Origin of the sequence: Streptomyces phaeolivaceus (assembly GCF_009184865.1) — a bacterium.
GTDB lineage: Bacteria > Actinomycetota > Actinomycetes > Streptomycetales > Streptomycetaceae > Streptomyces > Streptomyces phaeolivaceus.
This window is the reverse complement of the sequence record NZ_CP045096.1, coordinates 3410127-3425864: the sequence shown is the minus strand read 5'-3', so window position 1 is coordinate 3425864 and position 15738 is coordinate 3410127. Positions and strand designations below refer to the sequence as shown.

Here is a 15738-nt window from a genome sequence, read left to right as displayed (position 1 = left end):
ACGTTCAGACGTACGGTCGGTCATGCGGAACTCACTCCCAGGGACGGGGTTGGCGAGGGCGTGCTGGAGACGGCGGCGGCGTACACGTCCATGAGCTGGGCGGCGCTGCGGGTGATGCAGTAGTGCTGGGCGGCGGCGGGGATGTCGCGGGAGCGCGGGCCCTGCGCGCGGATGTCCAGCAGGGCGCGTACGAACGACTCCGCGCCCCCCTGGACGCGGCGGGCGCCGGCGGTCGCGTCCGGCGGCAGGTCCTCGATCGCCGGGCAGGAGACATAGAGCACGGGCAGCCCGGACGCCATCGCCTCCACCACCGCGAGCCCGAAGGCCTCCTCGGCGCTGGGCGAGGCGAGCACGTCCATGGCGTTCATCAGGGAGGGCAGGTCGGTGCCGGGGGCGCCCGCGGCCGGGCGCTCCCCGGTCAGCAGCACCCGGTCGGCGACCCCGGCCCGCTGGGCGGCCCGCCGCAGCACGCTCTCCTCCGGGCCGCCGCCGACGATCAACACCCAGCAGTCGTCCGGGAGTTGACCGAGCGCGCGGACCAGCACATCGAACCGCTTGCCCGCCGCGAGCCGGCCGACGCCCCCGACGACATACGCGTCCTCCGGCAGCCCGAGCCGCCGCCGGGTCAGCTCGCGCAGGTCGGCGTCGAAGCGGAAACCGGCCAGGTCGATGCCGTTGGGGACGACCTCGATCCGGGGGCCCGGCACCCCCCAGCGCCTCAGCCGGTCGGCGACGGTCGGCGAGACGGCGACCGTGGACCGGCCCAGGCGCTCACTGGCGAGATACAGGGCGCGCACTCCGGCGGAGAGCCTCCGGCCCTCCATCTGGGAGTCGCCGAGCGAGTGTTCGGTGGCGACGACCGCCCGGACCCCCGCCAGCCGGGCGGCGACCCGGCCGTAGACGCAGGCCCGGTAGAGATGGGTGTGGACGAGGTCGTAGCCGCCCCGGCGGATCAGCCGGACCAGCCGGGGGAGCGCGGCGAGATCGCGGTTGCCGCCCATGCCGAGGTGGGTGACACGGATGCCGTCGGCGGTGAGCCCGTCGGCGACCGGGCCCGGGTTGGTCAGCGTCACCACGTCGCAGTCGACCGGCAGATGCCGCAGGAGCAGCCGCAGTTGCTGCTCCGCGCCGCCGACGCCGAGGCCGGTGATGATGTGCAGTGCCTTCACGTCGGCCTCAGACCCCTTCGACCGGACGCCGGCGCAGCCGGTGCAGCTTCCGCTTCAGCAGCAGCCGCAGGGCCGTGTCCTCCTCGCCGATGTGCACCCGGGGCAGCGCGTACGGGCCGTTGAGCGGGCCCGGGTCGATGGCGCAGGCGTACGAGTAGCCCGCGTCCCGTACGGCGTCGGCGGCCCGCTGGTCGAGGGTGCCGTACGGGTAGCAGAAGCCCTGGACGGGCGCGTCGATCAGCTTTTCGAGCCGGGTGCGGCTGTCGGCGGTCTCGGCGCGCAGGGTGTCGTCGTCCGCCTCGGTGAGGTCGACATGGGTCAGCCCGTGCGAGCCGATCTCGATGCCCTGCGTCCCGGCGGCGGTCCGGATGCCCCGCTCGTCGAGCAGCGGCTTGCGCGGGCCCAGCGGGTCCCAGGCGTTCTCGCCGCCGAGCCGCCCCGGCAGCACGAAGACGGTGGCCCCGAAGCCATGGGCCCGCAAGCGCGGCAGCGCGGTGTCGACGAAGTCGACGTACCCGTCGTCGAAGGTCAGCCCCACCAGATCCTGGCCCTCGCCCCGGGCGCGGGCGGCGAGCAGCTCGGTCATGCCGACCCCGCGCAGGCCCCGCCGCCGCAGCCAGCCGAGCTGGGCGTCGAGGCGGTCGGGCGAGACGGTGATGCGGTACGGGTCGTCGGAGCAGTCGCCCACCGAGTGGTACATGGCCACCCAGAGGGGGGTCGCGGGGGTCCCCGTCGGTCTGTGGCCGGCGGGGACGGACGGGCGGTCAGCGGATACGGACATGCGGCAGCCTTCGTGTGACGGAACGGAGTGCGGGGGTGACGCCGGAGGCGCCCATGGCCGAGGCCAGCAGGACGAAGACGAAGGCGACGACCGCGCCGCCGACGGCGAGGCCGAGGACGGGCGATGCGATCCGGTCGGCGCAGTACATCCCGAGCGCGCCGGCGGCCACGGCGGCCCGGACCGGCCTGCTCATCTCGGTCACCACCTGCCGGACCCGGATCGGCACCGCCCGGCCGCCCATGCCGTACAGCAGGAGCAGGGCGGTCAGGGTGATGCCGATGGCGTTGGCGGCGGCGATGCCGAGGACGCCCCAGGAGCCGACGGTGGCCGCGCCGATCCAGGAGGTTGCGACGATCCCGGCGGCCATCGCGGCCAGCGGGTACCAGGTGGGCCGCCCGGCCGAGAAGTACGAGCGGACGAGCGCGCTGACCAGGGCGTGACCGAGCAGCCCGAGCGCGTACACCCGCATCACGGACGCGGTGGCGGCGGTGTCCAGCGCGGTGAACGCGCCGCGCTGGAAGAGCAGTTCGATCATCTGGGGCCCGCACGCGAAGATCGCCGCCGCGCCGAGCAGCACGATGCACGACACCAGCGCGAGGTCCTTCTCCACCCGGCTGCGGGCCCGCTCGGTGTCGCCCTCCGCCATCGCCTGCGCCACCACCGGGAGGGTGACGGTGCACAGCATCAGCGAGAACGTCATCGGGATCTGGGCCACCTTCTGCGCGTAGTTGAGATGCGAGATGGCGCCGGCGGGCAGCGTCGAGCCGAGGAAGCGCTCGATGAGGACCTGGGACTGACGGCAGAGCGCGAAGAGCAGGACGGTGGTGATGAGGGTGAGTTCGACGGGACGGGCACCGTCGCCGTCGGCCTCCGCCGTGGCGCCCGACTCTCGATCGTCGGCCCCAGGCTCCCGCTGCTCGGCCTCCGATTTCCGCTCCTCGGCCTCGGCTCCCGATTCCCGGGGTGCCCGCTCCTTGCGGCGCAACTGACGGAGCAGGGCCGGGAGTTGGGTGAGGATCATCAGGACGCCGCCCACCGCGACACCCACGGCCGCCGCCCGCACGCCCCAGCGCCCGCCGAGCAGGAACATCGCCGTGATGATCCCGACGTTGTACGCCACGTAGATCGCCGCGGGGGCGGTGAACCGGCGGTGGGCGCGCAGGGCCGCGCTGCAGTAGCCGGCCAGGCCGAAGGTGAGGACACAGGTGCCGGTCAGCCGGGTGCAGTCGACCGCCAGCCGGGGGTTCGGCAGACCGGGGGCGAGCGCCTCGACGAGATAGGGCGCGCCGACGATCAGCAGCATGGCCGCCGCCACGAAGGCCAGCGTCAGCCGGGGCAGCGTGGAGGCGACCAGGGAGCGGACCGGGTCGCCCGCGCCGCCCCGGGCCCGGCGGGCCACGGCCACACTGAACGCGGGCACCAGCACGAACGCCATGCCGTCCTCGATCAGCAGCGTCGCCGCGAACTCCGGCACCGTCCAGGCCACCAGGAAGGCGTCCGTCTCGCTGCCGGCCCCGAACAGATACGACAGCGACTGGTCGCGGCCGAGCCCCAGCAGCGCGCCCGCCGCCGTGAGCACCGCCGTGACGAGCGTCGCCTTCGCGAGGAACCGGCCCGTGGGCGGCGCGACCTCCGAGAGATCGGCCGCCCGCGCGCCGGGCACCACCGGGTCCGCCCCGGGGCCGGCCGAGGGGGCGCCCGCGGGGGACACGGGGGGCGGCTGAGGAGGCGGCTGGGGAGGTGTCTCGGAGGGCGTCATGGTCATCGCGCCCCGGCCCCCTCCGGTACGCGGGCCGCGGCGGCCCCGACCGGAGCGGCACCCGTGGCGGTCCGGTCCGCCAGCGCCCACCACGCCACCAGCCCGAAGCACACGGCCGTCAGCACGGTCGTCGGACCGCCGATGTCCGCGTACGCGAAGTCCACCAGCACCCACGAGATCAGCCCGCAGGCCACGAGCCCGCAGTCGAGGCCACCGCTCCCGGTCCTGGTCCGGCCTTCGCGGCGGACCCGAGCCAGCCCCCGCACCCCGCACACCGCCAGCGCCAGCCAGCTCCCGCCGAGCGTCAGCAGGCCGATCAGCCCCTGCTCGCCGAGAACCAGCAGATACATGTTGTGCGGCGAGAGCAGCGGCTGCTTCTGGTAGGCCGTACCGGCACCGGCGATGTCGCTGCCGGAGGAGAGCGCCAGCGAGGCATGGCCGTCGCGGTGCTCGGGGAAGCCCTTCAACCCGACGCCGGCCAGCGGCTGTTCACGCCACATGCCGGCGGCGGCGGCCCACATCGTGTACCGGTCGGTGACCGACTGGTCCGGCGCGTCCGCGACCTGGGTGATGCTGCTGATCCGGTCCTGGATCATCGAGGACCCGATGCCGAGCCCGCCGACCAGGACCACGCCCACGGCGGCGACGGCCGCGAGGACCACCACCGCCCGCCGCAGCCCGGCGAGCACCACCTGGATCCCGCACGCCGCGGCCGTGGCGATCCACGCGCCCCGGCTGAAGGACACCGCGAGCGGCAGTGTCAGCAGCAGCGAGCAGGCGATCGCCCAGGCCCGCTGCTTCGCTGTCGCGGGCGCCAGCGCCAGCCCGACCGCGCACACCAGCCCGAACGACACCACGGTCGCCATCCCCATGACGTCCCCGGCCCCGAAGGTCCCCACGGCCCGGATGTCCTCACCGGCGTAACTGGCCCCGGTCCCGGTGGCGTACTGATGCACCCCGACCGCGCCCTGCCACAGCGCGAGCGCCACGAACGACCAGGCCACCACCCGGAAGTCCGACCGGCTCCGGACACAGAGCAGCACCGCCATCGGCACCAGCACGAAGATCTGGAGGTACCGGCCGAGCCCGGCGATCCCCTCCCCGGGGTCACCCGCCCCGGCCGCCGCCAGCGCCAGCCCGCACACCGGCAGTCCGAGGACCACAGCGGCCGTACGGGTCAGGGGGCGCCGCCGGTCCCGCAGCAGCCGTACGGCGCACCACAGCACCAGCAGCCCGGAGACGGCGTCGGCCGGGGTCGCGCCGCCCTCGGCGCCCTGTGCGATCGGCAGCGCGAGCGCGGCGACCACGGCGACCACGGGCAGGACGGGCAGGACGGGCAGGACGGGCAGGACGGACCGGAGCGGCGCCGCAGCGCGCGGAGACGTCACGGTCAGCTCCCCGTCGGACGGACGAGCGCGGCGGCCGTGCGCACCAGGATGCAGAAGTCCTGCCACAGCGACCAGTTGTCGATGTACGCGTTGTCGAAGCGGGCCCGGTCCTCGATGGACGTGTCGCCGCGCAACCCGGTGACCTGGGCCAGCCCGGTGATGCCGGTCCGCATCCGGTGCCGGGCCGCGTAGCCCGGGTAGGTCTGCCCGAACTTGGCCACGAAGTAGGGCCGTTCGGGGCGCGGGCCGACCAGGCTCATGTCGCCGCGCAGCACGTTCCACAGCTGGAGCAGCTCGTCCAGCGAACTGCGCCGCAGGAAGCGGCAGAACCAGCCCATCTCCTGCTCGTTCGCCACGCTCCACCGGGTCGCCGCCTCGTGCGCGTCGGCCGGGCGGTGGGTGCGGAACTTCAGCAGCGTGAACGGCAGCCCGTCCCGCCCGATCCGCTCCTGCCGGAACACCACCCCCGGTCCGTCGCTCAGCCGCAGGACGACCGCGCACACCAGCAGCAGCGGACTCACCAGGAGCAGCAGCGCACCGGACACCGCCACGTCCAACAGCCGCTTGCCGATGGCCTCATGACTCTTCGTCAGCTCCAGCCGACGGCAGGCGAACCCGGCGAGCAGCTCGGTCGAACCGTCCCGGTCGTACGAGGGGGACTCGGGGTCCACCTCCCACAGGGCGCAGCCGCCGTCCTCCAACGTCCGCAGCAGCGGGGCTCGTTCGGTGCGGGAGCCGACGACGAGCACGGCCTGGACGCCGTTCTGGACGGCCGCCCGCCGCACCTCCTCCGGGGTGGTCAGCACGGGCAGGCCCTCGGTCCCGGCCGCCTGGTCGGCGACCACCCCGACGGGCCGGATGCCGCACCCCGGGTGGCGCAGGAACGCGGCGGCCACGCGCTGCGCGGTCGCCGCCGGGCCCACCACCAGGGCCGCGCCGGGCCGCCGGACGAGCGCCCGGCGCCGGTTCCAGTGCACCGAGCCCCGCCCGGCACAGGCCGCCGCCGACTGCAGCGCGCAGCCGAGAGCCAGCTCATGGGCGGTGAGCGCGTGGTCGGGGGAGTGCGCGGCCACCCCGGCCGCGAGCACGCACCAGCCGAGCACGATCCGCCCGCACACGGCGGGCAGTTCGTCGAGCACGGTGGGCACGGCGGGCGGCCGGTAGAGACGCGCGCGGGTGTTCAGCCACGCCACGGTCAGGGCCAGCAGGGCGGCCAGCAGCGGTCGCCCGGGAGTCGTGTCGCCGGTGAGCGCCAGCACCGCGAGCAGGGCCGCGCCAGCGTCCACGGCGAGCAGCGGCAGCCCTGAGGGAGGCCGCGCGACGGGTCGCCGGCCGGCCGGGAGGGTCAGGCCGCCGACGCTCTCGCGCGCCGGGACCACCGAGACCGACGAACCGCCGAACTCGCGTTGCTGTCCACCGGGGGAGGGGACGGTACTTTCCGTACGTTCCGCAGTCACGTGTGGATGGACTCCCTGTACTCGGTGGCTTTCCCGCGCCGGCCGCCCGCGCCGCCGAGCAGTTCGCGGTACACGCCCGCGACGGCCCGGTGCGAGTGCCGTACGTCGTGCGTGGTCAGTACGTGATGGCGGCCCTGGTGGCCGAGCGACTCGCGCAGCAGCGGATCGAGCAGCAGCCGGGTCACGGTCGCGGCGAGCGCGGCGGGGTCCTCGACGGGCACGGGATCCTGTCCCGGCGGCAGACTCTCGCGGGCCCCGTCCACCTCGGTGAGCACGACCGGCCGCCCGCACGCCATGGCCTCCAGCGGCGCCAGCGCCATGCCCTCCCACCGCGACGGCAGGACCACCAGATCGGCGGCCTGGTACCAGGGCACCGCGTCCGCGACACCCCCGGCGAACAGCACGCCCTCGGGCGCCAGGGCCCGCAGCCGCTCGCCCTCCGGCCCGTCCCCGACCAGCACCAGCCGCGCCCCGGGCACCCGCCGCAGCACCGCGTCCCACGCCGTGAGGAGCACGTCCTGCCCCTTCTGCCGGCACAGCCGCCCCACGCACACCACCAGTGGAGCGGCCGGATCGACCCCGGCGAGCAGCGGAATCCCGGCACGGACGGCGTCGACGGCGGCGGGGTGGAAACGCCCGGCGTCGACGCCGTTCGGGATCACCGTCCAGCGCGCCCGTACCCCGGCCCGCTCCCCGGTGATCCGCTCGGCCTCGCTGACGCACACCACCCGCGCGGCCCACCGCGTCCCCGCGCGCTCCCAGCCGAGCGCCAGCGCCGCCATGGCGCCGTCCACCGCCTCGAACGACCAGGCGTGCGGCTGGAACACGGTCGGCACCCGCCCGCGTACGGCGAGCCGGCCCGCCAGTCCGGCCTTCGCGCTGTGCGCGTGCACCAGATCGGGCCGCACCTCGTCGAGGATCCGCCGCAGCCGGCGCACCTCGGACAGCAGCGCGGGCCCCGGCGACCGGGTGGCCGCCCAGGGGCGTACGTCCGCGCCGAGCGCGCGCAGCTCCGGGGCGAGCGGACCGTCGGGGCAGGCCACCGCGACGTGCAGACCTTCGGCGAGCTGGGCCCGCACCAGGTCCGTCACGACACGGGCCACGCCGCCGTCGACCGGCTGCGTGAGATGCAGGACCCGCGACGGAGGGTCGGATGGTGACAAGTGCATGCGGGTTCCTCGCTCAAGGGCGGCGCCGGGCGGCGCGCGTCACGGCTTGGCGTCGACGGCGACGAAGAGCGCCCCGACCCAAGCCGCGTCCCGCTGCGAAACGAGCCGGAAGGCCAACTGGTCACCCCCATGGCGGATTTCATCGTCCAGTTCGAGCACGTCCGAGTCGTAGCCGAGGGTGTTCGCGTACGCCGGCGTACGCCCCGCGACGACCGCTCCTGGCTGGCTGATCGTCGAGTTCAGGAGGTCGTCATGGGGGTTGGCCGCGTCCTCCAGGGCACTGGCCTCACCTTCACCCGTCGAAACGGTGAGCGAATCACCGGTGCGCCCTCGGTCCCCGTTGTAGGCGACCAGGCCCACGGTGCCCCGGGCACCCGCGGGGAAGGCCGTGCCCCGCAGCCGGATCGTCTGCTCCCCGCCCGCCGCGAGCGCGTCGAAGCCGTCCCACATCGCCAGATGCCGCAGCGGCTCCGCCGGGTTCTCGTACGCCACCATCAGCGTCCAGCCGCCCCACGCCCCGGCCGCCGAACGGCCCATGGCCACATTGACCTGGGCCACCGTGTAGAGCCCGGAACCGCTCGACCGCACCAGCTCCGTGACGTCCGCCGAGGCCTGGAACGCGTCCGCGCCGCGCGCCACCCGGTGTCCCACCACCGAGTCCGCGAGCACCTCCTTGTACTCGCCGCCGGGCTCCGCGATCAGCACCCGCCCGTTGTCCTTCGGCGGCTTCTGCTCGCCCACCCGCAGGTTCCCGCCCCAGTACAGCCGCGCGTACGACACCCGCGAGCCCGGCGGCAGCCGGACCTCGCCCCGGCTGGAGTTGTAGGTGTTCGGGTCCTGGTCGACGTCGATGTAGAACATGTCGAAGTCGTCGTTGACGCCGGTGCGCGCCGGGTCCAGGAGGGTGCGCCCCGCGCGCGCGTCGGCGCAGGAGGTCGCCGTCGTACGGCAGGTGATGGAGGAGTTGGCCGCGCGGACGATGCCGCCGTGCTGCAGGGCCCGATGACGCTGGGCGAAGGCCAGCCGCTCGGCCTCGGGCGAGGGCGCGGGGGGCGCGGCCGTCGCGGGGGCGCCGGGCCCCCAGAGTGCGGCGAGGGCGCAGCAGCCCACCATGGCGCGACGCAGCAGAGGACCCGGGTGAATTCGCATGACCGGCGGTGCCCTTTCGGGAGCTCGTTCGGGTGCTTGTACGGGGGAATGTCGCGGACCGTCGAAAGGCCGAAATCCTGCGGATCTGATAATGGCCGCGGCGGCCTGGGGAGGTGCGCAACTCTAGCCCGCTATGTGTATTTATCTGCGGAACGCGCCAACTGTGTCGGAATGGTGAAGCAGCCGTTTTCGGAGATCACTCCTTTGGAGGCACAACCCCCGGTGCATGCCGCGCGTTTATCCAGCGCCGGGCATCCCCGCCCGAGTGTTTTTTGCATCAACTCCAAGGAGCACCTCTCCATGTCGCGTATCGCGAAGGGCCTGGCCCTGACCTCCGTTGCTGCCGCGGCCGTGGCGGGCACCGCCGGCGTCGCCACCGCCGACAGCGAGGCGAAGGGCTTCGCCGCTCACTCCCCGGGCGTGCTGTCGGGCAACGTCGTGCAGGTTCCGGTCCACGTGCCGGTCAACGTGTGCGGGAACACCATCAACGTCATCGGTCTGCTGAACCCCTCGTTCGGCAACAAGTGCTTCAACGACTGACGTTCGAGGACTGACGTCCCCGCACTGACGTTCGCGCGTTAACAACGAACCGGCCGTCCTCCCCACGGGGAGGGCGGCCGGTTCGTGTTGCCCCGAATGGGGTCCCTCGGTTGCAGGCCGCGATCACCGATTTCACGGTGAAGGAACGATCCCTCGCACCGATGGAAAGGAACATCCATGCGTGCTCTGCCCGCACGGCGTCTCGCGGTCCCCGCACTCTGCGCCACCCTCCTGCTCGGCGTCTCCGCCCCGGCCGCCATGGCCGCCGACGTCGAGACGGCGCGTGACCGCGCCCGGTCGGCGGCGGCGCCCGTCCCCGGCGCGGACGCGCTGACGACCCAGCTCAAGGGTCTCGGCGACCTCGGCGGCGTACTCGGGCCGGTGACCGATCTGCTCGACGCCGTGCTCAAGGCGGACAACGGCCAGCTCTCCGCCGACCGCGCCGAGGAACTCGGCGAGGCCGTACGGGACGCCATCGCCAAGGCGAAGGCGGCGGATCCGGCCGCACCGGTCGAACCGGCCGCGCCCGCGGCGCCGGCGGTGCCTGCGGTTCCGGCCGCGCCCGCCGTACCGGTCGCGCCCGCCGTACCGGTCGCGCCCGTCGCCCCGCCCGCCGCGACCACGCCCATGCTCCCGGCGGCCCCTTCGGTCCCGGCGGCTCCCTCCGTCCCGGTGGCGCCATCCCTCCCGGTGGCCCCGTCCGTCCCGGCCGATGCGCAGCAGGCCGTGACGTTGCCGGCGTACGACCGCGGGTCCGTCGAACGGGTCGGCAGAGTCCCGGCGGACCTCGTGTCCGACGCGCTGACCGCGCTCCAGGCGGCGGTCGACGCGCTGCTCAAGGCGGTCACCTCCGGCGAACTCGCCGAGGTGCTGCCCGCTGTCACCGGTGTGGTGAACAGCCTGCTCAAGCTGGTCGCGGCCATCCTCCTGGGCAGCGGCCTGCCCGTCCCGGCCGACCTGCCGGCCGTGCAGGCGCCGTAGGAACCGAAGCGAGCCGTCGGGTCGCCCGCAGTCCGGGGCGGTCCGGCGGCTGTTTCGTATGACCTGTCGTTCGGCGTCAGATATGACATGTCCGGTACGGGGTTTCCGTCGGCGCGAGGGCTCGTTGGACACGGCGCAGAGCTTCCAGTATCCGAGGAGAGGAACACGATGAAGTCGCTGAAGGCCGCCGCTGTCGTCGCAGGGTCCATGGCCATCGCCGGTGCCGCCGCGCCGGCTTTTGCCTACGACGCCACGGACGTCACGCCCACCAGCCTCAACGGCGCGGTGAACACGCTCTTCAAGGGGCCCATCGAGCCCGCGCCGCTGCAGCAGCAGTCGAACGCGCTCGACACGGAGAACAAGGACTCCGTGCTCCACACGGTGAGCGGCGCGACCAAGGCGCTCAACTCGCCCGGCGGCGCCACCCAGCTCCTCGGCGGTCTGCCCCTCCAGGGCTGACGATCCCTTTCCCAGTCCCACGGGGCCGGTTCCGCGATGACGCGGCACCGGCCCCGTGGGTTCTCCCGCCCTTTCCTCCGTCCCTCGGGAGCGTGAATTCACCGTTGTTCGAGGCGTGTCCCTCGTTCGTGTGGTCGGCCGTCGTGTGTCGCCCGGTCGGGTGAAAAGGCGGCCAGGTTGTTTGGCGGGCGTGGATAGGGTTCCGCGGTGACTTCAACTTCCGCTGAAACTCGCCCTTTCCGCCCCGCCGACCTCGGCACCCTCGTCGTCATGGCGTGGAGCGGTGAAGCCCCCGACGGGGACATGCCTTATCTGCTCGCCTACACCCTCGGCGACGGCCAGAGCGGCCCCGAGGGCTCCACGGCCGCCGTGACGGATCTGCTGACGAGCCTCGGTCTGTCCATCGGCGAGAAGGTCGTCGACGGCGCCGCCCATCCCAGCCTGCCGGTCACCCTGCTCGTCGAGGCGGGCCAGGCCGTCGTCACCATGCCGCAGCTCAACGCCCAGTGCCCGGCCCCGCCGGAGTGGCTCGCCGCCGTCGGCGAACGCGGCTTCGCCTACCTGCTCTTCGCGACCCGCCCCTGGCCCGAGGCCCGGCCCGGCACGCCCGTCGAGCCCGAGGCCCTCGCCGCCTTCGCGGGCGACACCGAGACGCTGATCAGCGCGGCGCACGTCCTCCTGCCGGCCCGCAGCCTGCGCAGCTGATGGCCGCCCCGGCAGGGCGGTCGGTGGACGGAGGGGTGGCCTCGGCGGGGCGGTCGGTGGGCGCGGTCGGCGGCGGCCGGGCCTTCGCGGTACTGCTGCTGATCACCGGTGCGGCCGGGCTGCTCGCCTCCTGGGTCATCACGCTCGACAAGTTCAAGCTGCTGGAGGACCCGAACTTCACCCCCGGGTGCAGCCTCAACCCGGTGGTCTCCTGCGGCAACATCATGAAGAGCGACCAGGCCTCCGCCTTCGGGTTCCCCAACCCGATGCTAGGTCTGGTGGCCTACGGCATCGTCGTCTGCGTCGGCGTGAGCCTGCTGGCCGGGGCGGGCTTCCCGCGCTGGTACTGGCTGACCTTCGAGGCGGGCGCGCTGTTCGGGGTCGGCTTCGTGACCTGGCTGCAGTTCGAGTCGCTGTACCGGATCAACTCACTCTGTCTGTGGTGCTGTCTGGCCTGGATCGCCACGATCGTCCTCTTCTGGTACCTGACCGCGTTCAACGTCCGCAGCGGTTTCCTGCCCGCGCCGGCCGGGCTGAGGAGCTTTCTCGACGAATTCCCCTGGGTGCCTCCGGTGGTGCACCTCGGAGTGATCGGAATGCTCATCCTGACCCGCTGGTGGGACTTCTGGACAAGCTGACCAATACGTCTCTCGGACTATTGCGGCAGTCGGGCGAATCTTGCGCTCGGGGAGATCCCCGGATCGTTCACCCGGTACGGACGCCGAGCCCGGATCCGCTCATTCCTTGAAAGGGACCGTACCGAGATGAAGCCGACCACACGAGGAACCCTTGCCGCCGTCGTCACCGGTGTGGTGGCCGCGGTGGGCGCCTCCGCCGCCCCCGCCGTCGCGGCCGAGACGGTCCCCGTCCCCCTGCCGCTCGAAGGTGTGGAGCACTCCCTGAACGTGAAGGCGCCCAAGCTGGCGGGCGAGTTGCCGCTGCTGATGCCCGGCGCCCCCCAGGGGCCGACGTACGTCGAGGGGCGGCTGCTGCCCGCGAGCGCCGTGCCGCAGGTGCCGCTCGGTGCCGCGCTGCCGGGGCTGAAGGCCGAGACCCCGCTGCCCCGCGTCGTCGGGGAGGGCTTCGAGCGGGTCGGCCTCGACGCCCCCGCCGCCGATCTGCGGACCCTGACCCCCGGGCTGAACGTGGACACCCCGCTCACCGCGCCCAACCCCGACGCGCTGGGCCTGCCCAGCCTCCAGGACCCCCAGGCGGCCGTCCTCACCCCGCTGCTGCGGACGGCGCCGACCGCGAACCTCGGGCTCGTCTGAGCCCGCGGCGACACGGCGGACGAGGCCCGGGACCGTGCGCGCCCGGGTCCGGCCGTCCGGGGGTCACCGCTACTGAACACGACGAGGAGACAGTGTTGTTCGTCAGCAGAGTGACGGTGGACCCCGACGCCGGCCGGAGCAGAACGCGCCGAGGCGTGCTGCGCGCCCTGGGTGTGTCGGCCGTCGCCCTGGCCGTGGCCCCGGTCGTCGCCGCCGCGTGGCCCCGCCGGTCGGCGCGGTCCGAGGAGACCGACTTCGACGAGACGTACCGGGGCCGCCGTATCCGTGGGGCCAGGGCCGACGAGGGCCACACCGCCTATCTGGGCGCCCGGACGCCCGGCCCCGGCGAGTGGGACGTCACCGTCGACGGACGCCCGCTGCATCTGATGCGCCGCGCGGACGGCACGTATCTGAGCATGATCGACCACTACCGCTCGTATCCCACGGCCCTGGCGGCGACCCGCGCCGCCGTCGACGAGCTGGGCACCACCCAGCGCCTGCGGGTACTGGACCTGGCGGAGGGGGCGCTCGGCCATGGCCTACACCCGTAAGGACGTCAGCACGCTCACGCGCGCGGAACGCAAGCGGTTCGTCGGCGCGCTCCTGGGGCTCAAACAGCGCGGCGAGTACGACGAGTTCGTACGGATGCACATCGACCACTACGTCTCCGACGGCGACGGCGGTCTGCGTACGGCCCACATGGCCCCCTCTTTCCTGCCCTGGCACCGCCGGTTCGTGCTGGAGCTGGAGAAGGCGCTGCGCCGGATCGACGACTCGGTGACCGTGCCGTACTGGGACTGGACCCGGGACCGTACGACGACGTCGGCGCCCTGGACGACGGACCTGCTCGGTGGCAACGGACGGCGCTCCGACCACCGGGTGATGACCGGCCCCTTCGCGTACGGGACGGGACGGTGGACCATCACGGAGGGGCTCACGGACACGGAGTACCTCACCCGGGACTTCGGTTACCCGCGCAACCCCGTCGAACTGCCCACCGCCCGTGACCTGGACGCGGCGCTCGCCGAGCCGGTCTACGACAAGGCCCCCTGGAACTCCGTCACCCGCGGGGGTTTCCGCAACCGGCTCGAAGGGTGGGGGCAGGGGACCGGCAACGGCTCCTGGCTCAACCACAATCGGGTGCACCGGTGGGTCGGCGGGCACATGGTCGGCGGCGCCTCCGTCAACGACCCCGTCTTCTGGCTGCACCACGCCTTCGTCGACCTGCAGTGGACGCTCTGGCAGCGGCGGCACCGGGGCGCGCGCTATCTGCCGGCCAAGCCGCCGGCACGGGGTGACGCGCAGCGCGGGCGGGTCGTCGCGCGCGACGAGCGGATGCCGCCCTGGAATGTGACTCCGGGGGCGCTGGAGGAGATCGGGAACGTGTACCGGTACGCGTAGCGGTTCCCTGGAGCGGTTCCCGAGAGCCGTTCCCCAGAGCCGTTCCCGAGAGCGAGACAAGCCCCCGACGGTGAACCGCCGGGGGCTTCTCGTCAAACTGTGCCGCTGCTCCTGCTGCCGCTGTCGCTGCTGTGAGCCACGGGCCGGGTACCGCGTGCCGCTCGGGGTGTCGGCCTCGTCAGTGGCCGTAGCCGGACGGGCCGGGGTTGCCCTTGTGGCTGTCGTGGCTCTTGTTGACGCAGACGTTGCCGAAGGCCGGGTTGAGCAGGCCGACGACGTTGATCGTGTTCCCGCACACGTTGACCGGCACGTTGACGGGGACCTGGACGACGTTGCCCGACAGGACGCCCGGGGAACCGACGGCCTTGCCCTCGGCGCCCGCGTCCGCCGCGGCCAGGCCGGCGCCGCCGAGCACAACGGCGGACGTGCCGAGCGTGACGACGGCTGCCTTCGCGATGCGAGACATCACGTTCTCCTTCTTGATCGGTGAGCACGACCCCCACTTCGTGGCCGCACGCCCCTTCAACGCGCCCGCGCACCGGGGGTCACGGCGTTCGCCGGGGGGATCACCCTTCCCGAACGGGAGTGTGCTTCCGGTCGATCTCGGCGACCAAGATCACGACGCGGGTTCCGACCCGACCACGAACGATCCGAACCACCTCGGGCAGTCCTTGAGCCGACTCACGCACGGCGACCCGTTCGAGATGCTCCGCCGGTGACGCGCGCCGACGCCGTGACGGCGTCGGCGCGGGAGTTCGGGGCGATCGGGCCGGGGCTGACGACCGCTGTCCTTCGGACTTCACCTGCTCCTGGTCTGCTTCCGGGCTGCCCTTGTCAGCCAGGTCCGGCACCCCCACCGGGCGAGCCCACCCATGAGCAGGGACAGGAGGATGGCTCCCCAGTCGATGACATGGGGAAGTCCCGGAAGGAAAGCGAAGAAGGCGAGCGTGACAGTCACTCCCGCGAGGAACGCGGCGATCTCGATCCGACGGCGCCGGGATTCGGGAACCCGCTCGGAGTTCTCGCCGTTCTGCTGCTCGATCATGGGTGACTCACTTCGTGATGTGGTGGCACTGGCTCACGCGCCTGACTCCATTGACGTGGAGGTGGGCGCACGCCTTCCCATAACGAGGCAGGGTCTGGGGAGAGTTGTTCCTCAGCCGCTGCTCAGCGCGGCCACGAAGGCGCAGTCCACACCTGCGTTCTGGTAGGTGATCTTCCTCCCGCCGCCCCGGATGATGTGTGTGAACATGCACCCGGTCGGGACCTTCATGGTTACGCCACCCAGGCTGTATTCGAAGGTGCGCACGGGAGTTGAGCCGATCGCGGTGGCGTGCGCTCCGGTCGGAGTGGTGAGGACGAGTGCGCCGGCGGTGGCCAGGACCGTGAGGAGGCGCGCGAAGTACTGCGTGGCCAAAATGGTCCCCTTCTGGTGATCTCTTGATGAGCACCTGGGACAACTTGGCTCTCCCGCTGCCAGTTGCTGGATTTTGATAGGTTCACTATCAA

18 protein-coding genes are annotated in these 15738 nt (G+C 73.0%); 8 read left to right on the top strand and 10 right to left on the bottom strand.

Annotated features, from left to right (window positions below; genetic code table 11):
• Window positions 1-20: 20 nt before the first annotated feature.
• The 7 genes from F9278_RS16110 to F9278_RS16080 all read right to left on the bottom strand — a co-directional run bounded on the left by F9278_RS16110 (window position 21) and on the right by F9278_RS16080 (window position 8872).
• A complete protein-coding gene (locus tag F9278_RS16110; protein WP_152168960.1) occupies window positions 21-1169 on the bottom strand; it encodes a glycosyltransferase in 1149 nt (382 codons plus the stop codon).
• A 7-nt stretch (window positions 1170-1176) separates the two neighbouring features.
• Entirely contained in the window at window positions 1177-1869 is a 693-nt protein-coding gene (locus tag F9278_RS16105) for a polysaccharide deacetylase family protein (RefSeq protein WP_152173896.1), read from the bottom strand.
• Between the two features lie 64 nt (window positions 1870-1933).
• Window positions 1934-3715 (bottom strand): murein biosynthesis integral membrane protein MurJ, encoded by a 1782-nt coding sequence (gene murJ / locus F9278_RS16100; protein ID WP_152168959.1) that lies wholly within the window; start codon window positions 3713-3715, stop codon window positions 1934-1936.
• Complete coding sequence (locus F9278_RS16095) at window positions 3712-5097, bottom strand: O-antigen ligase family protein (RefSeq protein WP_226966769.1); 1386 nt, start codon at window positions 5095-5097, stop codon at window positions 3712-3714. Before F9278_RS16095 ends, murJ begins: the two co-directional genes overlap by 4 nt.
• A 2-nt stretch (window positions 5098-5099) precedes the next feature.
• Entirely contained in the window at window positions 5100-6554 is a 1455-nt protein-coding gene (locus tag F9278_RS16090) for an exopolysaccharide biosynthesis polyprenyl glycosylphosphotransferase (protein ID WP_152168958.1), read from the bottom strand.
• Window positions 6551-7723: a glycosyltransferase gene (locus F9278_RS16085; RefSeq protein WP_152168957.1), complete on the bottom strand. Its 1173-nt coding sequence runs from the start codon at window positions 7721-7723 to the stop codon at window positions 6551-6553. The genes F9278_RS16090 and F9278_RS16085 overlap by 4 nt, the downstream gene beginning before the upstream one ends.
• 39 nt (window positions 7724-7762) lie before the next feature.
• Window positions 7763-8872: a DUF3344 domain-containing protein gene (locus tag F9278_RS16080; protein WP_193241513.1), complete on the bottom strand. Its 1110-nt coding sequence runs from the start codon at window positions 8870-8872 to the stop codon at window positions 7763-7765.
• Between the two features lie 300 nt (window positions 8873-9172).
• On the opposite strand from F9278_RS16080, the gene chpG reads away from it, so the two are divergent.
• The 8 genes from chpG to F9278_RS16040 all read left to right on the top strand — a co-directional run bounded on the left by chpG (window position 9173) and on the right by F9278_RS16040 (window position 14229).
• Window positions 9173-9412 carry a chaplin ChpG gene (chpG, locus tag F9278_RS16075; protein ID WP_046708543.1) on the top strand — a complete coding sequence of 80 codons (240 nt, stop codon included), beginning with the start codon at window positions 9173-9175 and terminating at the stop codon, window positions 9410-9412.
• A 177-nt stretch (window positions 9413-9589) separates the two neighbouring features.
• On the top strand, window positions 9590-10393 hold the full coding sequence (locus tag F9278_RS16070) for a hypothetical protein (protein ID WP_152168956.1): 804 nt from the start codon (window positions 9590-9592) through the stop codon (window positions 10391-10393).
• 168 nt (window positions 10394-10561) lie between these two features.
• Window positions 10562-10852: a hypothetical protein gene (locus F9278_RS16065; protein WP_152168955.1), complete on the top strand. Its 291-nt coding sequence runs from the start codon at window positions 10562-10564 to the stop codon at window positions 10850-10852.
• A gap of 207 nt (window positions 10853-11059) precedes the next feature.
• On the top strand, window positions 11060-11557 hold the full coding sequence (locus tag F9278_RS16060) for a DUF5949 family protein (protein ID WP_152168954.1): 498 nt from the start codon (window positions 11060-11062) through the stop codon (window positions 11555-11557).
• A complete protein-coding gene (locus F9278_RS16055) occupies window positions 11557-12195 on the top strand; it encodes a vitamin K epoxide reductase family protein (protein WP_226966768.1) in 639 nt (212 codons plus the stop codon). The genes F9278_RS16060 and F9278_RS16055 overlap by 1 nt, the downstream gene beginning before the upstream one ends.
• A gap of 126 nt (window positions 12196-12321) precedes the next feature.
• On the top strand, window positions 12322-12828 hold the full coding sequence (locus tag F9278_RS16050; RefSeq protein ID WP_152168953.1) for a hypothetical protein: 507 nt from the start codon (window positions 12322-12324) through the stop codon (window positions 12826-12828).
• A gap of 92 nt (window positions 12829-12920) precedes the next feature.
• Entirely contained in the window at window positions 12921-13379 is a 459-nt protein-coding gene (locus tag F9278_RS16045; RefSeq protein WP_404818894.1) for a tyrosinase family oxidase copper chaperone, read from the top strand.
• Window positions 13363-14229 (top strand): tyrosinase family protein, encoded by an 867-nt coding sequence (locus F9278_RS16040; RefSeq protein ID WP_152168952.1) that lies wholly within the window; start codon window positions 13363-13365, stop codon window positions 14227-14229. Before F9278_RS16045 ends, F9278_RS16040 begins: the two co-directional genes overlap by 17 nt.
• A gap of 178 nt (window positions 14230-14407) precedes the next feature.
• Here F9278_RS16040 and F9278_RS16035 read toward each other — a convergent pair whose 3' ends face one another.
• The 3 genes from F9278_RS16035 to F9278_RS47095 form a co-directional block, all read right to left on the bottom strand.
• Window positions 14408-14695 (bottom strand): chaplin, encoded by a 288-nt coding sequence (locus F9278_RS16035; RefSeq protein WP_193241512.1) that lies wholly within the window; start codon window positions 14693-14695, stop codon window positions 14408-14410.
• A 333-nt stretch (window positions 14696-15028) separates the two neighbouring features.
• Window positions 15029-15274, bottom strand: a complete 246-nt coding sequence (locus F9278_RS16030; RefSeq protein ID WP_152168950.1) for a hypothetical protein — start codon at window positions 15272-15274, stop codon at window positions 15029-15031.
• A 111-nt stretch (window positions 15275-15385) separates the two neighbouring features.
• Window positions 15386-15646: a hypothetical protein gene (locus F9278_RS47095; RefSeq protein ID WP_226966767.1), complete on the bottom strand. Its 261-nt coding sequence runs from the start codon at window positions 15644-15646 to the stop codon at window positions 15386-15388.
• Window positions 15647-15738: the final 92 nt, after the last annotated feature.